Origin of the sequence: Roseovarius indicus, assembly GCF_008728195.1 — a bacterium.
Lineage (GTDB): Bacteria > Pseudomonadota > Alphaproteobacteria > Rhodobacterales > Rhodobacteraceae > Roseovarius > Roseovarius indicus.
Genome location: NZ_CP031598.1, coordinates 3,129,775 through 3,149,152 on the forward strand (window position 1 = coordinate 3,129,775; position 19,378 = coordinate 3,149,152).

19 protein-coding genes are annotated in these 19,378 nt (G+C 65.5%); 13 read left to right on the top strand and 6 right to left on the bottom strand.

What is annotated here, in order from left to right:
* Positions 1-12 precede the first annotated feature (12 nt).
* The gene (locus RIdsm_RS14930; protein ID WP_057816204.1) at positions 13-540 is read right to left on the bottom strand and encodes a hypothetical protein; all 528 of its coding nucleotides are present in this window, start codon (positions 538-540) and stop codon (positions 13-15) included.
* Between the two features lie 141 nt (positions 541-681).
* Between RIdsm_RS14930 and hemB the strand changes: the two genes are divergently transcribed.
* Both hemB and RIdsm_RS14940 read left to right on the top strand, forming a co-directional pair.
* Complete coding sequence (gene hemB, locus RIdsm_RS14935) at positions 682-1,677, top strand: porphobilinogen synthase (protein WP_057816029.1); 996 nt, start codon at positions 682-684, stop codon at positions 1,675-1,677.
* 260 nt (positions 1,678-1,937) lie between these two features.
* Positions 1,938-2,498 carry a lipid-binding SYLF domain-containing protein gene (locus tag RIdsm_RS14940; protein WP_057816027.1) on the top strand — a complete coding sequence of 187 codons (561 nt, stop codon included), beginning with the start codon at positions 1,938-1,940 and terminating at the stop codon, positions 2,496-2,498.
* A 73-nt stretch (positions 2,499-2,571) separates the two neighbouring features.
* On the opposite strand, the gene RIdsm_RS14945 is transcribed toward RIdsm_RS14940, so the two are convergent.
* Positions 2,572-2,835 carry an usg protein gene (locus RIdsm_RS14945; protein ID WP_057816025.1) on the bottom strand — a complete coding sequence of 88 codons (264 nt, stop codon included), beginning with the start codon at positions 2,833-2,835 and terminating at the stop codon, positions 2,572-2,574.
* A gap of 264 nt (positions 2,836-3,099) precedes the next feature.
* On the opposite strand from RIdsm_RS14945, the gene gyrA reads away from it, so the two are divergent.
* Positions 3,100-5,811, top strand: coding sequence for a DNA gyrase subunit A (gene gyrA / locus RIdsm_RS14950; RefSeq protein WP_057816023.1), 2,712 nt, complete (start codon positions 3,100-3,102; stop codon positions 5,809-5,811).
* Between the two features lie 176 nt (positions 5,812-5,987).
* Positions 5,988-6,740 carry a hypothetical protein gene (locus tag RIdsm_RS14955; RefSeq protein WP_057816021.1) on the top strand — a complete coding sequence of 251 codons (753 nt, stop codon included), beginning with the start codon at positions 5,988-5,990 and terminating at the stop codon, positions 6,738-6,740.
* A 57-nt stretch (positions 6,741-6,797) separates the two neighbouring features.
* On the opposite strand, the gene RIdsm_RS14960 is transcribed toward RIdsm_RS14955, so the two are convergent.
* Positions 6,798-7,877 (bottom strand): polysaccharide biosynthesis/export family protein, encoded by a 1,080-nt coding sequence (locus RIdsm_RS14960; RefSeq protein WP_057816020.1) that lies wholly within the window; start codon positions 7,875-7,877, stop codon positions 6,798-6,800.
* Between the two features lie 135 nt (positions 7,878-8,012).
* On the opposite strand from RIdsm_RS14960, the gene RIdsm_RS14965 reads away from it, so the two are divergent.
* The 3 genes from RIdsm_RS14965 to RIdsm_RS14975 all read left to right on the top strand — a co-directional run bounded on the left by RIdsm_RS14965 (position 8,013) and on the right by RIdsm_RS14975 (position 11,542).
* The gene (locus RIdsm_RS14965) at positions 8,013-8,861 is read left to right on the top strand and encodes an NAD-dependent epimerase/dehydratase family protein (RefSeq protein WP_057816203.1); all 849 of its coding nucleotides are present in this window, start codon (positions 8,013-8,015) and stop codon (positions 8,859-8,861) included.
* The gene (locus tag RIdsm_RS14970) at positions 8,858-9,478 is read left to right on the top strand and encodes a sugar transferase (RefSeq protein WP_057816018.1); all 621 of its coding nucleotides are present in this window, start codon (positions 8,858-8,860) and stop codon (positions 9,476-9,478) included. The genes RIdsm_RS14965 and RIdsm_RS14970 overlap by 4 nt, the downstream gene beginning before the upstream one ends.
* A gap of 186 nt (positions 9,479-9,664) precedes the next feature.
* On the top strand, positions 9,665-11,542 hold the full coding sequence (locus RIdsm_RS14975; RefSeq protein ID WP_057816016.1) for a polysaccharide biosynthesis protein: 1,878 nt from the start codon (positions 9,665-9,667) through the stop codon (positions 11,540-11,542).
* 9 nt (positions 11,543-11,551) lie between these two features.
* Here the strand turns inward: RIdsm_RS14975 and RIdsm_RS14980 are convergent, their stop codons facing one another.
* From RIdsm_RS14980 to RIdsm_RS14990, 3 genes are all read right to left on the bottom strand, one after another.
* Entirely contained in the window at positions 11,552-13,375 is a 1,824-nt protein-coding gene (locus RIdsm_RS14980) for an ABC-F family ATP-binding cassette domain-containing protein (protein ID WP_057816015.1), read from the bottom strand.
* A gap of 89 nt (positions 13,376-13,464) precedes the next feature.
* Positions 13,465-14,202, bottom strand: a complete 738-nt coding sequence (locus tag RIdsm_RS14985; protein ID WP_057816012.1) for a GNAT family N-acetyltransferase — start codon at positions 14,200-14,202, stop codon at positions 13,465-13,467.
* 92 nt (positions 14,203-14,294) lie between these two features.
* A complete protein-coding gene (locus RIdsm_RS14990) occupies positions 14,295-14,750 on the bottom strand; it encodes an outer membrane protein assembly factor BamE (protein WP_057816009.1) in 456 nt (151 codons plus the stop codon).
* 90 nt (positions 14,751-14,840) lie between these two features.
* Here RIdsm_RS14990 and RIdsm_RS14995 point away from each other — a divergent pair, with 90 nt between their 5' ends.
* From RIdsm_RS14995 to RIdsm_RS30520, 6 genes are all read left to right on the top strand, one after another.
* Entirely contained in the window at positions 14,841-15,398 is a 558-nt protein-coding gene (locus RIdsm_RS14995) for a YceD family protein (RefSeq protein WP_057816007.1), read from the top strand.
* Between the two features lie 155 nt (positions 15,399-15,553).
* On the top strand, positions 15,554-15,760 hold the full coding sequence (rpmF, locus tag RIdsm_RS15000; RefSeq protein WP_057816004.1) for a 50S ribosomal protein L32: 207 nt from the start codon (positions 15,554-15,556) through the stop codon (positions 15,758-15,760).
* Positions 15,761-15,783: 23 nt separating this feature from the next.
* Positions 15,784-16,893 (top strand): phosphate acyltransferase PlsX, encoded by a 1,110-nt coding sequence (gene plsX, locus RIdsm_RS15005; protein ID WP_057816002.1) that lies wholly within the window; start codon positions 15,784-15,786, stop codon positions 16,891-16,893.
* Positions 16,890-17,864 (top strand): beta-ketoacyl-ACP synthase III, encoded by a 975-nt coding sequence (locus RIdsm_RS15010; RefSeq protein WP_057816000.1) that lies wholly within the window; start codon positions 16,890-16,892, stop codon positions 17,862-17,864. Before plsX ends, RIdsm_RS15010 begins: the two co-directional genes overlap by 4 nt.
* 109 nt (positions 17,865-17,973) lie before the next feature.
* Positions 17,974-18,276 (top strand): integration host factor subunit alpha, encoded by a 303-nt coding sequence (ihfA, locus tag RIdsm_RS15015; RefSeq protein ID WP_057815998.1) that lies wholly within the window; start codon positions 17,974-17,976, stop codon positions 18,274-18,276.
* Positions 18,277-18,291: 15 nt separating this feature from the next.
* Positions 18,292-19,374, top strand: a complete 1,083-nt coding sequence (locus RIdsm_RS30520) for a MerR family transcriptional regulator (RefSeq protein ID WP_082647377.1) — start codon at positions 18,292-18,294, stop codon at positions 19,372-19,374.
* Positions 19,375-19,378: the final 4 nt, after the last annotated feature.

Genomic DNA, 19,378 nt, shown 5'->3' on the forward strand with positions numbered 1-19,378 from the left:
GGGCCCCGGGCCCTAGCCGAGCGCCCCGATCGTCATGTTCTGCAGCATGCCCCACATGGCGGTGATGAAGATCGAGATCACCCCCACCACCTGCGTCAGCACCCTGTGCTTGTGCATCATCCGGAACAGCGGCTCGCCCTGCAGCCCGTCGCGCCGGATGGCGTGCGACGTGGCGATCGACAGAAGCCCGATGATGCTCATCGGAAAGGCCAGCAGAAAGACCGCCTGCGAGAACTCGTTGCCATAGACGAAGCCCAGAAGGGCCAGCATCGTCAGCAGGAAGCACGAGCTCGCGGCCAGCAACAGGCCCGACTCCTCGGCGATCAGCAGGATGCGGTTGGTGTTGATCCGCACCATCGCCTCGAGATCGTGCACCCGTTCCTCGCTGTCGCCCTTGCGGGCGCGCATCACCATGTCCCACGGCACGCCAAGCACCCAGTGGCTGGTCGAAGACCACATGACAGCCAGAATGATCCAGAACCAGAGGTTGCTGAAACTGCGCATGTCGATAAGTTCGAAGACGCTTTCGTACCAGTCCACGAGATTGAGCCTGTAACTTTTCTTGCCCGGCCGGGGCCGAATGTTCACCCCTCATAGCGCCGCCACGCGGCAATTCCTACCCTTGAGATAACCAATTTTCCATGCCAGTGACTTGAAGACAAACGACAAGGAAAATGACCGATGCGCCCCACGCAAGCCCCCTTCCCCGCGACCCGCCTGCGCCGCACCCGCCAATCGCCCGCGATCCGGGCGCTGGTGGCGGAAAACACCCTGACGGCGGGCGACCTGATCTGGCCGGTCTTCGTGCGCGAGGGAGAGGGCATCGAGGAGCCGGTGCCGTCGATGCCCGGCGTGGTGCGGCGCAGCGTCGACCGCGTGGTCGAGGCGGCGCGCGAGGCGGCCGACCTGGGCATTCCCGCCATCTGCCTCTTTCCCTATACCGAGGCCGCCAACCGCACCTCCGACTGTGCCGAGGCCTGGAACCCCGAGAACCTCTCGAACCGCGCCACCCGCGCCATCAAGGCCGCAGTGCCGGAGATCGCCATCATGACCGACGTGGCGCTCGACCCCTATTCCGACACCGGCCATGACGGCTTTGTCGTCGATGGCGAGATCGTCAACGACGAGACCGTCGAGGCGCTGGTCCGACAGGCCATGTCCCAGGCCGAGGCCGGGGTCGACATCATCGGCCCCTCCGACATGATGGATGGCCGCATCGGCGCGATCCGCACCGCACTGGAAGCCGCGGGCTACCGCAACACCATGCTGCTCTCCTACGCCGCCAAGTACGCCTCGGCCTTCTACGGGCCCTTCCGCGACGCGGTGGGCGCCAGCGGGGCCCTCAAGGGCGACAAGAAGACCTACCAGATGGATGCCGCCAACACCGACGAGGCGCTGCGCTGTGTCGCCCGCGACCTGGCCGAAGGGGCCGACATGGTGATAGTCAAACCCGGCATGCCCTATCTCGACATCTGCCGCCGCGTGAAGGACGAGTTCGGCACGCCCACCTTCGCCTACCAGGTGTCGGGGGAATACGCGATGATCATGGCCGCCGCGCAAAACGGCTGGATCGACGGCGACCGGGCGATGGTCGAAAGCCTGATGGCCTTCAAACGCGCGGGCTGCGACGGGATCCTGACCTATTTCGCACCGGCCATGGCGCGGGCCCTTGCCTGAAGACCCGGCGCGCCCGGTTTCGCCGTCGGATGCCTCCGGCGGGAGTATTTCGGGCAAGATGAAGGGCGGGAAGCAAAGCCTTAACCTGTCTGTGGAATAGTGCGCCCGAATCGCTGGGCCCGGCCGCGCGGCGCGCACGGTTGCGGTATCCCGCCGAAAAGGCGCTTTGCGGGTGACACTTCCGCCGGTCGTCTCTATACTCCGCCCCAGATCGGCAGGTACATGCCGACGCGGAACACAGGCAGTCACAGGCAAATCACATGAGCATTATTTCCAGACGCAGCTTCACGCTCGGCATGCTGGCCACCACCCCGGTCGTCGCCGCATGCGGCAACGGCATCGGCAGCAACAGGGGTCAGCAGATCGACGCCCGCTCCGACGCGACACTCGATTATCTCTATTCCCGCTACCCCGCCACGCGCGAGATCGCCGACAAGTCGACCGGCGTGCTGGTCATGCCGCTCGTGACCGAAGGCGGGCTGATCGTCGGCGGCGGCTACGGCCGCGGCGCGCTCCGCGTGGGCGGCGTGACGGTCGATTACTACTCGGCCACCAAGGGCAGCGTCGGCCTTCAGATCGGCGCCCAGCAATTCGCCCATGTGCTGTTCTTCATGACCGAAGACGCGCTCAGCCGCTTCCGCCGGGCCACCGGCTGGGTCGCGGGGGCCGACGTGGAATATGTCTTCAACGACCAGGGCGGCAACCTGCGCGCCGACACGGTGACGACGACGGCGCCCGTCGTGGCGGTCGTCTTCGGCCAGGCGGGCGCACTGGTGGGCGCCTCGCTCGAAGGCATGAAATACACCCGCATCATTCCCTGATCGCCGCTTGCACGGCCGTCAGACAGCCCCGGGCCCCAAAAGCCCGGGGTTTTTCATGTTTCGTTAACGGATGTTAATGAAGGGTGAACTCCCCCGTCACCTGCCGCCACTCGCCGGGCGCGATCAGCTTGCGATGGGTGAACTGGACCGAATGCAGCGGCCCCTCGATTTCCTTCTGCCAGAACTCCACGAACTCGAACAACCGCGGATGGTCGGGTGCAAGATCGTATTCCTGCCAGATGAAGGTGTTGAGAACATGGGCATAGTCGGGGATGTGGTAATAGAACTCCGCCGTGGTCAGGCCATACCCTTTGAGCATCATCTCCGTTTCGGTCATTTTGGCGCTACTCCTGTTGGAACCTCGAATTTTTTGACTATCGTTCCAATAAGGATGCCGCGGAAATTTTACTTTTCAACAAAAACAGTATGTTAGCAGCCCCGTCCGATGGCTGCCAATGCACCGGCGACACGGGCCGGGCATGGGGCATTGCGCCCCGTGCGAGGGCTCTGATATACCCTGACCAACGAGATATTAAGACAGCAGGACAGAGCGGGCAGCAACGTGAACGATACGCCGGAAACACCTGAAAACGAAGACGAAATGCCAAACGGTGGTTCCGGGCCCGAACGCCCGGCCTATGACGGGCCGACGGTCTCGATCTCGGAAGAGATGAAGACCTCCTATCTCGACTACGCCATGAGCGTGATCGTCAGCCGCGCGATCCCCGATCTGCGCGACGGCCTAAAACCTGTGCACCGGCGCATTCTTTACGCGATGCACGAAACCGGAAACACCCACGACAAGCCCTATCGCAAGTCGGCCCGCCCCGTCGGCGACGTCATGGGTAAGTACCACCCCCACGGCGACAGCGCGATCTACGACGCGCTCGTGCGGATGGCGCAGGACTTCTCGATGTCCCTGCCCCTGCTCGACGGCCAGGGCAATTTCGGCTCGATGGATGGCGACAACCCGGCCGCCATGCGCTACACCGAGGTGCGCATGGACAAGCCGGCGCAGTCGCTTCTCGCCGATATCGAGAAGGACACGGTCGACTTCCAGGACAATTACGACGGCAAGGACCGCGAGCCTTCCGTCCTGCCCGCGCGCTTCCCCAACATGCTGGTCAACGGCGCCGGCGGCATCGCCGTCGGCATGGCCACCAACATCCCGCCGCATAACCTTGGTGAGATCGTCGATGCCACGCTGGCCCTGATCGAGAACCCCGATCTCGACAGCGCGCAGCTCAACGAATACGTGCCCGGCCCCGATTTCCCCACCGGCGGCCTGATGCTGGGCCGTTCGGGCGCGCGCAAGGCCTATCTCGAAGGGCGCGGCAGCGTCATCATCCGCTCGAAAACCCGGGTCGAGGAACTGCGGAAAGACCGCTACGCCATCGTCATCGACGAGATCCCCTACCAGGTGAACAAGGCGGCGATGATCGAGAAGATCGCCGAAACCGCCCGCGAGAAGCGGATCGAGGGCATCGCCCACGTCCAGGACGAGAGCGACCGCACCGGGGTGCGCGTGGTGATCGAACTGAAACGCGACGCGACGCCCGAGGTGGTGCTCAACCAGCTCTTCCGCTTCACGCCGATGCAAACCTCCTTCGGCTGCAACATGCTGGCGCTCAACGGCGGCAAGCCCGAGCAGCTGACCCTGCACGGATTTCTCAGCGCTTTCATAGCCTTCCGGGAAGAAGTTGTTGCACGCCGCACCGCCCATGACCTGCGCAAGGCCCGCGAACGCAGCCATATCCTCTGCGGCCTCGCCGTCGCCGTCTCCAATGTCGACGAGGTGGTCGCCACCATCCGCGCCTCGGCCGACGCGGCGGAAGCCCGCGAAAAGCTGATGACCCGCCGCTGGCCGGCGCAGGACATCCTCGAATACATCGCGCTGATCGACGATCCGACCCACACCGCGAACGAGGACGGCACCTACAACCTGTCAGAGGCACAGGCCCGCGCCATCCTCGAACTGCGCCTGCAACGCCTGACCCAGCTTGGCGTCCGCGAAGTCACAGACGAGCTTCAGGAGCTCGCCGCCAAGATCAAGGAATACCTCGCCATTCTCGCCAGCCGCGAGCGGATCATGCAGATCATCTCGGACGAGCTGACCGAGGTGAAAGAGCAATTCGCCGTCCCCCGCCGCACCGAGATCGTCGACTGGTCCGGCGACATGGAAGACGAGGACCTGATCGAGCGCGAGGACATGGTCGTCACCGTCACCCAGGGCGGCTACATCAAGCGCACCGCGCTGGCCGACTTCCGCGCGCAAAAGCGCGGCGGCAAGGGCCTGTCGGGGATGCAGACCAAGGAAGAGGACGTGGTCACCACCCTCTTCGTGGCCAACACCCATACCCAACTTCTGTTCTTCACCACCGACGGGATGGCCTACAAGCTCAAGACATGGCGCCTGCCGCTGGGCGGGCGCACGTCCAAGGGCAAGGCCATCGTCAACATCCTGCCCATTCCGCAGGGCGTCTCGATCGCCGCGATCATGCCGGTCGATGTGCCCGAGGATGAATGGGAAAACCTGCAGATCTTCTTCGCGACATCCGCTGGAGATGTGCGCCGTAACGCCTTGTCAGACTTCACGAATGTCAAATCGAACGGCAAGATCGCGATGAAGCTGCCGGAAGATGGCACACAGCTGGTGAACGCCCGCATCTGTTCGGAAGATGACGACGTGATGCTCTTCACCGACAGCGGCCGCGCGATCCGCTTCCCCACCACCGAGGTGCGTATCTTCAAGGGCCGCGATTCCACCGGCGTGCGCGGCATCCGCCTGCAAAACAGCGACAAGATCGTCTCGATGTCGGTGATCCGCCATTTCGACGCCACCGCCGACGAACGCGCCGCCTATCTCAAGATGCGCCGCCAGATGGCCGGGGCCGAGGATGACGGCGGCTCCGACGAGGAAGGCAATGCCGACGCCACCATCTCCGACGAGCGTTTCGAGGAGATGAAGGCGGCCGAGAACCTGATCCTGACGATCACCGAGGGCGGCTCGGGCAAGCTCAGCTCCAGCCACGACTACCCGGTGCGGGGCCGTGGCGGCATGGGCGTGCGGGCGATGGACAAGGCCATGCGCGGCGGCGCGCTGGTCGCCTCCTTCCCGGTCGAGACCGAAGACCAGATCATGCTCGCCACCTCGCGCGGCCAGTCGATCCGCGTCCCGGTCGAGGGCATCTCCTTCCGCTCCCGCGGGGCGGGCGGCGTGAAAGTGTTCAACACCGGCAAGGGCGAAAAAGTCGTCAGCGTCGCATGGATCGCCGAGAGCGCCGAGGAAGAGGCGGAAGACGCCGAAGCCTGAGCAGACCCCGTACAACACGCGAAAGGCCGCATGCATTTGCCGCCTTTGGGCTGAAGTTTTGACACATTCGGGTCCCAAGTAGTCAGCTTGGAACGACGTGTGCCCGAGTGTGGGGTGCATTTGCCTTACGAGTAATTCTCGCGGCCTCGCTGCGCGAGGCGTACAGGACGATGGTAGTGCCGATAAAGAACGAACGCTGGCTTGACCATACCGGTCTGAACCTGATCCGTATCGTGATCGGGTCTTACTTCATGGCGATATCCCTCGGCCTCATCACCGGAGTCGACCAGTCCGCCCTGTTCCGGCCTTGGCTCGACGCCCAGACCGCCCAGCTTGCCGGCACGGGCGTGCTGTTCTCCCTGTCGATGATCTTCATGTCCGGCGTCTTCCTGCGGATGGCCGCGCTGACGCTGGCGCTGTTCGTCCTGTGCTCCAGCGCGGTCGGCAGCTTCCTGAGCTTCGAGCCCCAGCCGATTTCGTCGTTCTGGCGTGACCTGGCCCTGGTCTGCGCGGTGCTGATGTCCTATTCTAGCCTGCGCCGGCACGAGCTGCGCAACGCGGCGCTGCTCATGCGGCGCCGGGCGGCGCGCATCAAGCGGGGCAAGTTCTCGACGGTGACGCCACGCCGTGTCAGCGTGCAGGGCAAACCGGCCTCCAAACCCGCGGCCAAGGCGGCACGCCGTCACGAGAAGGCACCGGATTACGACCGCGCCCTGCGCCCGCTGATCGCCCCGACCGGGCCCATCCAGCGGCCCGAAACCCTTGCCGACGCCCGCAGCAAAAGCATCGCCGCCCAGGCCCGCAACAACCAGCCCGACGCCCGGGCGCAGCGCGCCGAAAAGGCGCAGACCGTGGCCAAGCGCCTGCGCCTCACTCCCCCGCCGCTCGACGGCGACGAGGATATCGACAACATTTTCTCGAATATCTGACTGGTCGGCGCGCCCTTCAGGACGCGCCTGTCACCCTGGTCCCGAGGCCGATCCGGCTCAGTTGCTCAGGTTGTTGACCGAGGACGTGACGCCGATCACCGTGCCGAAGAGGCCCATGATCGTCTGCGCCGCCGTGATCGGCGATTCCGTCGCCATCAGCGTGTCGTTCGGCATGATCTGGAACTGCCGCGCGGCGAACAGGCCATCGGCATTGGTCATGTCGACCGAGAAGATCACCTGCTGCATGTCGGGCCCACGCGGCCCCGGCGTCAGGTCGCGCGGATGGTATTCCCGCAGAATCAGGATGCCCTGCGGATCGGCCCGCCCGGGGTTCAGCCCGCCGGCCGCCGAAAGCGCATCGAGCGCGTTCATGCGCTCCTTCTCGAAATAGACGAGCTTCTGTTCACGCGAGGCGCCCAGCACCGTGAAGCTGCGGGCGTCTTCCACGATGGCGATCTGGTCGCCACCCTGCACCCGGATGTTCATCGACGGCTCGGCAAGGATCGATTCGACCCGCGTCTCGTACACCTGGCCGTTGCGCTGCAGCCGCACGCGCGGATGGCGCAACGCGGAGTTCACCCCGCCGGCCAGCGCCAGAACGCTCATAATGCGGGTGTTGCGGTTCTCCAGCGGAAAGCGGCCCGGCGACCCGACCCCGCTCGCCACATCGACCGAGTTGTTGCGGCCCGGCGAGACCTGCACCTGCACCTGCGCGGCGGGCACGATCATTTCCATCTTGCGCTGAATGCGGTCACGGGCGGAATCGGCGGTCAGCCCCCGCACCACGACGTCACCGACATAGGGCAGGAAGACCGACCCCGAAGACGAAACCGTCAGCGGCGGAATCGGCGTCTGCTTGGTGCCGTCGGAAATCAGCGAGTTTTCCTGGTTGTCCCAGACCACGACATCGATCCGGTCACCGGTCTGGATGACCGACGAATCCGGGCCACGATCGGCATGGAACCACGTGGAATGCTCTTCATAGCCTGTATAGGGCCATGTCGAGATCATCGGTGTGGCGGCACGTGTCACCTCGACGACCTGGAAGGTCGGGTTCTCGGATGAGCCCTGGTTCACGACTTCCCGTTGTACCGCCGCCCCTCTGGGCAGAGAGCACGCGCCGATCGAAAGGGCCATGCCAACCAACAGAATCGTCTTTGAAACACGCGTCAAACCGTCGTCCCCCGACTTATTGGTATTGGCAGTTCACTACCTCAACAAAAGGATGTTAGACAACGGAAATCTCACCGTATCTGGTAGTTGGGCAGTTTCGTGACACAATTCCCGCAGGCAGCCGACATTTTGGTCACCGGCGCAGGTGGCCGGCTTGGCCGGTTGCTGCGCGCGGCGGCCCGGCGCGCGGGCTCGGATGACACCCGCTTGGCCTTCCAGTCTCGCCAGCCCGGCGCCGACATCGCCTGGGCCCCCGGCGACCCGCTATCCGCCTTGCCACGTTGCGAAACACTGGTCGCGCTGTGGGGGGCCACCGGCGGTGATCCGACGGCGCTCGCCGCCAATAGCGCGCTTGTGGCCACCAGCCGGCAGGTGGCGCAGGCCTGCGGCGCGCGCCGGCTGATCCACCTGTCCTCGGCCGCCGTCTACGGCCCCGGGCGCGGCATGACCGAAGACGCACCGCTTCGCCCGACGGCGGATTACGGCCGATCGAAGCGCGCGATGGAGCAGGCAGTGGCCGCCCTGCCCGCCGATGACGGCATGGCACATTGCTGCCTGCGCCTGGCCAACGTGGTGGGCGCCGACAGCCTTGCCCCCGGCCTGCGCGGCACGGCCCCCGTGGGCATGGACCAATTCGCCGACGGGCGCGGCCCCCTGCGCAGCTACATCGCCCCCGGCGACCTGCTCAGGGTGCTGCGCGCGCTCTCCGCCCTGCCGCCCGAGGCCCTGCCCCCGGTGCTCAACGTGGCCGCCCCCGCCCCGGTCCGCATGGACGACCTCGTCCGCGCCCGCGGCCGCGACCTCGCCTGGCGCCCTGCCCCCGACACGGCGGTGCAGGAGGTCTCTCTCGACGTCACGCGCCTCGAAACCCTCCTGCCCGGCACCACCGCCTGCCACACGGCGGACGCCATGATCCCCGACTGGGCCGCGCTGGAGGCCCCGGCATGACATTCTCGAAACGCCTGATGGATCTCGGCCTTGCGCTGATCCTCGCGGTCGTCCTGATCCTGCCCATCGCGATCATCGCGGTCTGGATTCTGCTGCGCGACGGCCGGCCCGTCTTCTACCCCTCCGAACGCATGAAAGGCGTCAATCAGCCCTTCACGCTCTGGAAATTCCGCACGATGCGCTCCGACCGGAACGACACCGGCGTCTCGGGCGGCTACAAATCGGCCCGCATCACCCGCACCGGGCGCGCGCTGCGCGGCAAACGGCTCGACGAACTTCCCCAACTCTACAACATCCTGAAGGGCGACATGAGCTTTGTCGGCCCCCGCCCGCCCCTGCGCCGCTATGTCGAACTGCGCCCCGACCTCTACGCCAGGGTGCTGCAGAACCGCCCCGGCGTCACCGGTCTCGCCACCCTGGCCTATCACGGCAAGGAGGAAGAGCTTCTCGCCGCCTGCACCGACGCGGCCGACACCGAACGCGTCTACCTCAAGCACTGCGTTCCGGCCAAGGCGCGACTCGACCTGCTCTGGGCCCGCCACCGCTCGTTTTGCTACGATGCAGCATTGATCGTCGAAACCGTGCGCCGCGTCCTCATCCGGCGCCGCCAAAAATAGCGGCAACACCCGCCAAATTCCTGAAAGTTGCGCGGAATTCCGCGACTCGCGGCCTTAGGTCTTGTGAATGCAACGAGACTTGCAATACATTGAATTTCTGACACTTGGGGACATTGCGGCTTTTGTTACACAACAGTTTCACGCCGTTGCCCGGTCTGATGAAGCGACACCGGGAGATGCGCCGGCATGTTCTATAATTTGGTCATCGCCCTTTCGCGTCAGCAGAAACGCTTCATCATCCTCGCAGTCGATCTGCTTCTGATCGCCCTGTCCTTCGGCCTCGCCAAGGCGATCGTGATGCATCCGGTCAGCCTTCTGGAAACGCCTTTCGCCTCGGCCATGTTCGTACTGGCCCTGATGAGCTCGGGCGCCGTCGCGACGGTGTTGCAGGGCCTGCACAAGGTGAAGCTGAACGCCTACCAGATGCAGGGCGTGATGGAATCGGCCATCGTCGCCGTCGTCCTGATGATCACGGGCACCCTGCTCTCCTATTTCGACGCGGTCACCGGCGGCACGCCGCAGCTTTTCATCGTGGTCGGCATGACCTTCCTGATCCTGTCGGTCGCCGCACGCCTCCTGATGCGCCGCATCCTTCTGGGCATCTATGCGCGCGGCACTCAGCGCAAGCCGCTGATCATCTTCGGCGCGGGGCAGACGGGCCAGCAGCTGGCCATGGCGCTCTCGACCGATGACAGCGTCGAGCCGGTGGCCTTCGTCGACGACGATTCCCGCCTTCAGGGCCTGACCGTCGCCGGCCTGCGCGTCTACCCCCCGAGCGAGCTGATGAGGCTGGTCAAGCGCCGCGGCGTCAAGCGGATCGTGCTCGCCATGCCAAGCGCCACCCGCAACCAGCGGGCCGACATCAGCCGCCGCCTCGCCCGGACGGGCTGCGAGGTGCACGCCCTGCCCTCCTTCGCCGACCTCGTCGCCAACAATGCCCGCAACCTGTCCGACACGCGGCCGGTCGATATCAACGACCTGCTCGGCCGCGACCAGATGGAAGAGGAACTGCCGGGCGTCAGCGACACCTACCTGCATCGCAGCATCATGGTCACCGGCGCCGGCGGCTCGATCGGCTCCGAAATCTGCCGCCAGCTCATCACCTGCCGCCCGAGCTCGCTCATCCTCGTCGACCACAGCGAGCTTGCACTGTTCGAGATCGACCGCGAACTGCGCGGCTACTGCCAGAACGTGAACATCATCCCGATCCTGGGCTCGGTCTGCGACAAGTCGATGATCGAAGCCGCGATCGCAGACAACGACGTCGACATCGTCCTGCACGCCGCCGCCTACAAGCACGTGCCGCTGGTCGAGGCCAATGCCCTCGAAGGCATCCGCGTGAACGTCTTCGGCACCAAGGTCGTGGCCGACGCCGCCAAGGCTGCCGGGGTCGAACGCTTCATCCTCGTCTCGACAGACAAGGCCGTGCGCCCCTCGAGCATCATGGGCGCCTCCAAGCGTTTCGCCGAACTGCTGGTGCAGGATCTCGCCACCCGCAGCCAGACCACGCGCTTCTCGATGGTCCGCTTCGGCAACGTGCTGGGCTCCTCCGGCTCGGTCATCCCGATCTTCCACGAACAGATTTCGCGCGGCGGGCCCGTCACGCTCACCCATGCCGACATCACCCGCTACTTCATGACCATCCCCGAGGCCGTGCGCCTGGTGCTGCTGGCCGGCTCCTTTGCCCGCGGCGGCGACGTCTTCGTGCTGGACATGGGCAAGCCCGTCCCGGTGCGCGACCTGGCGCGCAAGATGATCGAAAGCGCGGGCTTCACCGTCAGGGACACCAACAACCCCACCGGCGATATCGAGATCGAGATCACCGGCCTGCGCCCCGGCGAGAAGCTGCATGAAGAGCTGCTGATCGGCTCCGACATGCTGACCACGCCTCACCCCAAGATCCTGCGCGCGCAGGAATCCAGGCTGTCGGAGCTCGAGATGGCCAACGCCATCCAGGCGCTGCGCCAGTCGCTCGAAACACGCGGTCTCGACCTGATGCACCAGACGCTCGAAAAATGGATCGAAAAGGACGTGGCCCAGACCGCCAAGACGGTCAACGAATAGCCACCGCCCTCAGGCCTCCGCCTTCTCCGCCAGAACCAGCCATTCCTCTTCGGCCTCCGACAAGGTCGCCTGCCGCTTGGTCAGCGCATCCGTCGCCTTCTTGAACTTCTCCGGCTCGCGCGTGAACAATTCCGGGTCCGACAGCAACTGCTCCAGCTTGGCAATCTCGCCTTCCAGCCGCTCGATCAGCCCCGGCAGTTCCTCCAGCCGGTGCTTCTCGGTGAAGCTCAGCTTGGGCTTCGATTTCTGCGGCTTCTCGGGCTTGGGCTCGGCGGCCTGCGCGGGTTTCGCCTTGGGCTTGGTCCCCTCATCCGCAGGCGCCGCCTCGGCCCGCTGCGCCTGGTAATCCGACCAGCCGCCGGCATAGACGGTCGCCTGCCCGTTGCCCTCCATCGCGATGGTCGTGGTCGCCACCCGGTCAAGGAAATCCCGGTCGTGGCTGACCAGAAGCACGGTGCCGTCGTAGTCGTCCAGCAGCTCCTGCAACAGGTCGAGCGATTCGATATCGAGGTCGTTGGTCGGCTCGTCGAGCACCAGCAGGTTGCTTTCCCGGGCCATCAGCTTGGCCAGCAGCAACCGCGCCTTCTCACCCCCCGACAGCGACCGCACCGGCGCCCGCACCTGCCGCTCGTCGAACAGGAACTCCTTGAGGTAGCCCACAACATGCTTGGGCTGTCCCCGCACCAGCACCTGGTCGGCCTGCCCCGAGACGCGCATATCCTTGTCGCCGGTCAGGTTCTCCCAAAGGCTCATGTCGGGGGCAAGCCCCGCGCGCGCCTGGTCGAAGAACGCCGGCACAAGGCTGGTGCCATGGGTGACGGTCCCGGTATCGGGCTCCTCGCGCTTCATCAGCATGTTCAGAAGCGTCGTCTTGCCAACACCATTGGGCCCGACAAAGGCGATCCGGTCCTTGCGCAGCACCTTCAGGCTGAAATCGCTCAGGATGACGTTCCCGTCGTAAGCCTTTGAAATCCCGTCCGCCTCGATCACCTTGCGGCCCGATTTCGGGCCAGATTCGAGCGCCATCGCCGCGGTGCCCTGCCGCTTGATCTGCGCCGACCGCTCGGCCCGCAGATCCTGCAGCGCCCGCACCCGGCCCTGGTTGCGCTTGCGCCGGGCCGAGATGCCCTCGACAGCCCACCGCGCCTCGGCCTTGATCTTCTGGTCCAGCTTGTGGCGGCTCGCGTCCTCTTCTTCCCAGACCTTGTCGCGCCAGGCTTCGAACTCGGTAAAGCCACGCTCCTGCCGGCGGGTGATTCCCCGGTCGATCCAAAGGGTTGCACGCGTCAGCTCACGCAGGAACGCCCTGTCGTGGCTGATCAGGACGAACGCCTTGCGCGTGTCCTTCAGCTGCTGCTCCAGCCACCCGATCGCCTGGATATCCAAGTGGTTCGTCGGCTCGTCGAGCAGCATCAGGTCCGGCCCCTCGGCCAGCAGCTTGGCCAGCGCCGCGCGCCGCCGCTCCCCGCCCGAGGCCGTCTGCGGCGACAGGCCGGGGTCGAATTTCAGCCCCTCGGCCACCATCTCGACCCGGTATTCCTCGCCCGCCTCCAGCTCGCTCGCGGCAAAGTCGCCCAGCGTCGCGAAGCCCGAGATATCGGGGTGCTGTTCCATGTAGCCGACCGACATGCCCGGCGGCACCGCGCGGGTGCCCTTGTCCGGCTCCACCAGCCCCGCCATGACTTTCATCAGCGTCGACTTGCCCGACCCGTTGCGCCCCACAAGCGCAACCCGGTCGCCCTGCTGCACGGTCAGCGAGACGTTGTCGAAAATCGGGTCGCCCCCGAAGGTCAGCGAGATGTCGGAAAGTTGGAGAAGCGGTGCCTTGGCCATATGCGCGAGCTATCCCGGCACCCGGGGATGGTCAAGCGGCTGCGCATCGCGGCGCCCTGTTTCACAGGTTTTTCCCAAAGACAGGCCGCCTATCCCGCCGTCGCCCGCAACAGCCGCTTGCGCGTCGGCGGAATCGCCGCGATCTCCAGCCCGGTGAAGACATGCAGCGTGTTCATCTGGCGGTCGACAACCGCATGATCGCTGACCCAGCCCCCCATCAGCAGGTAGGTCCGCAACAACGGCGGCATCCGCAGCATGGCCAGCTTGGCATCCGGTTTCCTCAGCCGCAGGCTCTGCGCAAAGCGAAACACCGACGGCGCCTTCACCCGCGGCAGCCACCGGCGCGGGGCAAGATGGCGATCCTTCAGCATGGCGAAGGCATCGGCATAGATCTCGGCATCCGTCCCCTTGAACGACGAACAGCCGAACAGCATCTCGACCCCGTTCTCATCGACGAACCGCGTCATCGCCCCCCAGGCCACCCGCAGGATATCGGCATCGCGCGCGTCGGGATGGATGCAGAACCGCCCCATCTCGACCATCGGACCCTCGAACTCCTTCAGCGCCGACAGCTCGTAGAACTGCGCCGAATAGCTCCGCCCGATCTCCGAGCCACCGGTCAGCGGCAGCATCCGGAAACAGCAGACCAGCTTGCCGGTCGCGTCCTCCTCGACAAGGATATGGGTGCAGATGTCGTCGAACTCGTCGGCGTCGATGCCGGGCACATCCTCGCCCTGCTTGAAGGCCACGAAGCGCAGCCGCTGTGCGGCGCGGATATCGGCCTCCGTCTCGGCCACCCTCGTGCTGTAGCGCCCTTTGCGGAACATCGCCCTGCCCACCCTCGAAGACCTACTTCTGAAAGTAGTTGCGGGCGCTTAAACACTCAAGATGTGACAGGCCGATGACGCGCACGCGCCGATCAGTTGAAGAGTTGGGTCGGGTCGATATTGCCGAAGTTGCCGAAGATCTGGCGCAGCAGGCCGTTGCCCATCACCGACGAATCCGTCACGCGCCGGGTCAGCGGCACGACATTGCCGTCTTCCAGCCCGAAGCTCTCGATATTCCGGATCGTGTCGTTCTCGTTGAAGCTGATCGCCACCACCTGCCGGTCGACCACCTGCGACGCCCGCGCCCCGTAGGCCCGCATCCGGCTGCGCACATAGTAATAGTCGCCATCGCTCAGCAGGCCCGAGGCCGAGGGTGCGCCGATCACGTCATCCACCGTGGCCCGGGTGTCGACCCCGATGACCAGCTGGTCAAGGTCGCGCGCCGGCGGCACATAGCCGTGGTTCTGGTACTGCGCCTGGCAGGCCCCCAGGACCATTATGCAGATCACGGCCAGCACGCTGGCGAACCGGTTGCGGAAACTCATCATGATCTGCCCTCTTGCACTTGGCCCGGATTGCTTTCACACCCGCTTACAACAAGCTAGGCTACATGTTCAAGAAAGGATGAGTGAGGCCCGATGCCGGAACATTCCCGGAAATCCGCCATTTACCGCGTCAGCGGGCTGTCGCCGCGCAAGCCGCAGCCGTTCGAGATCGTCCCCGCCCCCGACGAGCTTCAGGCTATTGCCGAAGACCTGGGCATCCTCGGGCTGCGCAAACTGCGCTTCACCGGCGAGCTCTCGGCCGAGGGCAAGGCCGACTGGCGGATGGATGGCCATCTGGGCGCCACCGTCACGCAGGCCTGCGTCGTCACGCTCGAACCGGTCAACACCCGGATCGAGGAAGACGTGGCCCGCCGCTTCCTCGAAGAGTGGCCCCCGCTCGAGGAAAAGGGCGAGGAAGTCGAGATGCCCGAGGACGAAACCATCGACCCGCTGGGCGAGCAGATCGACCTCTGGACGGTGATGACCGAGGCGCTGGCGCTGGCCCTGCCGCCCTACCCGCGCGCCGATGATGCCGAGCTGGAAACCGACAGCGCGATTCCCCCCGGCGCCGCCCCGATCGAGGACGAAGAGACCAAGCCCTTCGCCGGCCTGGCCGACCTGAAGAAAAAGCTGGAAGATGGCGGCGACTGACCCCCAAAAAACCACTTGCTCCTGCAACAATTCCCTGTATTTTCGCCGTCTCACCGGAATTTGGGGTTGAACCGGCGGCTCGAGACAGATTATGAGCCGCCTCAACCCGTGACACACGGGTCTTTCCAGGGACCCACAGAAATTGAGGTTGCGACATGGCTGTCCAACAGAACAAAGTATCGAAATCGCGCCGCAACAACCGTCGCGCCCACGACTCGCTGACCGCAGCGAATCCGAACGAATGCCCCAACTGCGGCGAACTCAAGCGCCCGCACCACGTCTGCGCCGCGTGCGGTCACTATGCTGACCGTGAAGTCGTCGCGATGGTGGACGAGGTCGATCTGGACGACGACGCAGCCTGAATGAGGCGGGGGCGGGCCTCCTGATGACCGCAGATTCGGATCAGACCAGGGCACGCCCGAGACGCACCATCATTTCCGTCGATGCGATGGGCGGTGATCTTGGGCCGGCAACCGTGGTTGCCGGCATTTCGCGTTCGGCCAAGAAGAACGACGAGATCGGCTTCATCCTGCATGGCCAGAAGGCCGTGCTGGAACCGCTTGTCGCCAAGCGCAAGAACCTCGAAGGCCGCTGCGAGATTCGCGACGCCCCCGATGTCGTGTCGATGGAGGAAAAGCCCAGCCAGGTGATCCGCCACGGCAAGGCGACCTCGATGTGGTCGGCGCTCGAATCCGTCCGCAACGGCGAGGCGACGGTCTGCGTCTCCTGCGGCAATACCGGCGCACTGATGCTGATGTCGGTGGTGCGCCTGCGCAAGCTGCCCAGCATCTACCGCCCCGCCATCGCCGTGCTCTGGCCCTCGCGCAATCCGCAGGGCTTCAACATCATGCTCGACGGCGGCGCCGATATCCGGGCCGATGCCAAGGACCTGATGCAATACGCGCTGATGGGCACCTCCTATGCCCGCAACGGCTTCAACCTCCAGCGCCCGCGCGTGGGCCTGCTGAACGTCGGCACCGAAGAACACAAGGGCCGCGCCGAGCTGAAAGAGGCGCATGACCTGATCGCCGCCAACGCGCGCACCGCCGATTTCGAATTCGTCGGCTTCGTCGAGGGCCGCGACCTGCCCGGCACGATCTGCGACGTGATCGTCACCGACGGCTTCACCGGCAACGTCGCCCTCAAGACCGGCGAAGGCGTCGCCAAGCTGGTCTCCGACCTGCTGAAAGACGCGTTCCGCTACACCCCCCTCTCGCGCATCGCGTCGGTCCTCGCCTACACCTCGCTCCAGCGCCTGAAAAAGCGAATCGACCCGCGCCGCGCCAATGGCGGCGTCTTCCTCGGGCTCAGCGGCACGGTGGTGAAATCCCACGGCGCGGCCGACGCGATGGGCGTCTCCTCGGCCGTGAAACTGGCCTTTCAACTGGCCCAGACCGGCTTCACCGAAAAACTCGCCGCGCGGGTTGCATCTGCCTCGCTGCTTGATCAGGATGACGCGACCGAAGACTCGAAAGCCAGCGGTGACACTGCATGACAATACGCGCCGTTGTAGAGGGCGTCGGCCACTACCTGCCAGAACGTATCGTACCCAACACCTGGTTCGAAGAGTTCCTCGATACCTCCGATGAATGGATTCGCACCCGCTCGGGGATAGAGCGTCGGCATTTCGCCGCCGAGGGCGAAACCACCTCCGACCTGGCCGTCAAGGCCGCGACCGTCGCGCTGGAAAACGCCGGGCTGACCGCCGATGACATCGACGGCGTGCTGGTCGCCACCTCCACGCCCGACCTCACCTTCCCCTCCGTCGCCACCATGGTGCAAAGCCGGCTGGGCATGACCCGCGGCTTCGGCTTCGACGTGCAGGCCGTGTGCGCGGGCTTCATCTACGCGCTGGCCAACGCCAACGCGCTGATCGTCTCGGGCCAGGCCAAGCGCCTGCTGATCATCGGCGCCGAGACCTTCAGCCGGATCATGGACTGGGAAGACCGCTCTACCTGCGTGCTCTTCGGCGATGGCGCGGGCGCGCTTGTGCTGGGCGCCGCCGAGGGCGAAGGCACCTCCGACGACCGCGGCATTCTCGCCACCGACCTCAACTCCGACGGGCGCTACCGCGACATGCTCTATGTCGATGGCGGCGTCTCGACCACCGGCACCTCGGGCAAGCTGCGGATGCAGGGCAACCCGCTCTTCCGGCAGGCGGTGGAGAAACTGACCTCGACCGCCGAAACCGCCCTGGCCAGCGCCGGTCTGGGCCATGACGACATCAACTGGATCGTCCCGCACCAGGCCAATATCCGCATCATCGCCGGCACCGCCAAGAAGATGGGCGTCCCGCTCGACCGCGTCATCGTCACGGTACAGGAGCACGGCAACACCTCCGCCGCCTCGATCCCGCTGGCCATGGCAGAGGGCGTGGCACAAGGCAAAATCAAGCGCGGCGACCTCATCGTTTCCGAAGCGATCGGCGGCGGGCTGGCCTGGGGCGCCGTCGTCCTGCGGTGGTAAACGGCCCGTCGACAGCTTGAAACACCGCTTAAACTCCTTCCGCCAAGTCATTGACATTGACTCGGAAATTCCTTCCGCCCTAAAGTCCTAGAAAGAGCGAGGGGATGCGATGAGCGACAAGACACTGACGAGGATGGATTTGAGCGAGGCTGTATTCCGCGAGGTCGGTCTTTCCAGGAACGACTCCGCAACGCTGGTGGAAAGCGTTCTTGATCACATCTCGGATGCGCTGGTGCGCGGCGAGCAGGTCAAGATTTCCTCCTTCGGCACCTTTTCCGTCCGCGAGAAATCGGCCCGGGTGGGCCGCAACCCCAAGACCGGCGAAGAAGTGCCGATCAACCCGCGCCGCGTGCTGACGTTCCGGCCGTCGCACCTCATGAAAGACCGTGTCGCCGCCGGCAACCGGAAATAACGAAGGCCCTCGCCGATGGCCAAATCCGCAGACGCATTTCGTACGATCAGCGAGGTTGCCGAGTGGCTCGACACACCGGCACACGTGCTGCGGTTCTGGGAAAGCAAGTTCACCCAGGTCAAACCCGTGAAGCGCGCCGGCGGGCGGCGGTATTACCGCCCGCAGGACATGCGTCTGCTCGGCGGGATCAAGAAGCTGCTGCACGATGACGGGATGACCATCAAGGGCGTGCAGAAACTGCTGCGCGAGAACGGCATCAAGCATGTCGCCGCCCTGTCGCAACCGCTCGCGGGCGAAGAGGATGACGTCTACACCGCCCCGGCCCGGCAGGAACCGGCGCAGGTGCTCGATTTCCGGCCCCAGCCGGAGGCGGAAGAACCCGCGCCGATGCCGCCCGAGGCGGCGGCCCCGGCAGAAACGCCCGAGCCGCCGGCAGAGCCCGCGGAAGAGCCGGCCCCGGCGCCGACCGCGCGCGATTTCGACCTGAAACACGCGGTTCCTGCCAACCCCCAACCGACACCGGAGGCGCCGCCCGCTCCCGAGCCGGACGAGCCCCCCGCCCCGGCCGCGGAGGTCGATGCCGAACCGCAGGACGCCCCCGAACCGGAGGACACGCCCGCGCCCGCCGAGGACGCATCGCTCTTCGACACCGAGCCGCCGGAAGACACGATGCCGGCGGAACCTGAGCCGGAGGCCGAACCTGAGCCTGAGCCTCAGCCCGAGGAGCGCCCCAGGCCCAAGCTGCCGGGCTTCCTGAGCCGCCAACCGCTCGACAACCAGCCGGCGGCCGAAGACGACACACCGCAAGAGCCCGCGACGGAGACAGAACCCGAGCCCGAGCCCGCCCCCCGGGTCGAACCCGAAGACGCGCCCGAGCCCGAGTCAGCTGCGCCCGAATCCACCGCGCCGGAGGCCTCGCCCCGCCGCCCCCTGATCGTCGATGTGCCCGAAGATCCGGGCGACTACGACTACATCCCCGAAGGCCCGCTATCGGCCCTCGCCGACGTGCCGCGCCCCTTCAAAACGCCGGTCATCGACGCGATCGAGCCGCTGATCGAACGCCTGCGCAAGAAGCTTGACGAGTCCGACGAGCATTGACGCC

What these genes read in the sequence shown, in the direction of transcription:
- hemB (WP_057816029.1), top strand. Translation starts at nt 682, where the DNA reads ATGCGCCCCACGCAAGCCCCCTTCCCCGCGACCCGCCTGCGCCGCACC.
- RIdsm_RS14940 (WP_057816027.1), top strand. Translation starts at nt 1,938, where the DNA reads ATGAGCATTATTTCCAGACGCAGCTTCACGCTCGGCATGCTGGCCACC.
- RIdsm_RS14945 (WP_057816025.1), bottom strand. Translation starts at nt 2,835, where the DNA reads ATGACCGAAACGGAGATGATGCTCAAAGGGTATGGCCTGACCACGGCG.
- gyrA (WP_057816023.1), top strand. Translation starts at nt 3,100, where the DNA reads ATGCCAAACGGTGGTTCCGGGCCCGAACGCCCGGCCTATGACGGGCCG.
- RIdsm_RS14960 (WP_057816020.1), bottom strand. Translation starts at nt 7,877, where the DNA reads ATGGCCCTTTCGATCGGCGCGTGCTCTCTGCCCAGAGGGGCGGCGGTA.
- RIdsm_RS14970 (WP_057816018.1), top strand. Translation starts at nt 8,858, where the DNA reads ATGACATTCTCGAAACGCCTGATGGATCTCGGCCTTGCGCTGATCCTC.
- RIdsm_RS14975 (WP_057816016.1), top strand. Translation starts at nt 9,665, where the DNA reads ATGTTCTATAATTTGGTCATCGCCCTTTCGCGTCAGCAGAAACGCTTC.
- RIdsm_RS14980 (WP_057816015.1), bottom strand. Translation starts at nt 13,375, where the DNA reads ATGGCCAAGGCACCGCTTCTCCAACTTTCCGACATCTCGCTGACCTTC.
- RIdsm_RS14985 (WP_057816012.1), bottom strand. Translation starts at nt 14,202, where the DNA reads ATGTTCCGCAAAGGGCGCTACAGCACGAGGGTGGCCGAGACGGAGGCC.
- RIdsm_RS14990 (WP_057816009.1), bottom strand. Translation starts at nt 14,750, where the DNA reads ATGATGAGTTTCCGCAACCGGTTCGCCAGCGTGCTGGCCGTGATCTGC.
- RIdsm_RS14995 (WP_057816007.1), top strand. Translation starts at nt 14,841, where the DNA reads ATGCCGGAACATTCCCGGAAATCCGCCATTTACCGCGTCAGCGGGCTG.
- rpmF (WP_057816004.1), top strand. Translation starts at nt 15,554, where the DNA reads ATGGCTGTCCAACAGAACAAAGTATCGAAATCGCGCCGCAACAACCGT.
- plsX (WP_057816002.1), top strand. Translation starts at nt 15,784, where the DNA reads ATGACCGCAGATTCGGATCAGACCAGGGCACGCCCGAGACGCACCATC.
- RIdsm_RS15010 (WP_057816000.1), top strand. Translation starts at nt 16,890, where the DNA reads ATGACAATACGCGCCGTTGTAGAGGGCGTCGGCCACTACCTGCCAGAA.
- ihfA (WP_057815998.1), top strand. Translation starts at nt 17,974, where the DNA reads ATGAGCGACAAGACACTGACGAGGATGGATTTGAGCGAGGCTGTATTC.
- RIdsm_RS30520 (WP_082647377.1), top strand. Translation starts at nt 18,292, where the DNA reads ATGGCCAAATCCGCAGACGCATTTCGTACGATCAGCGAGGTTGCCGAG.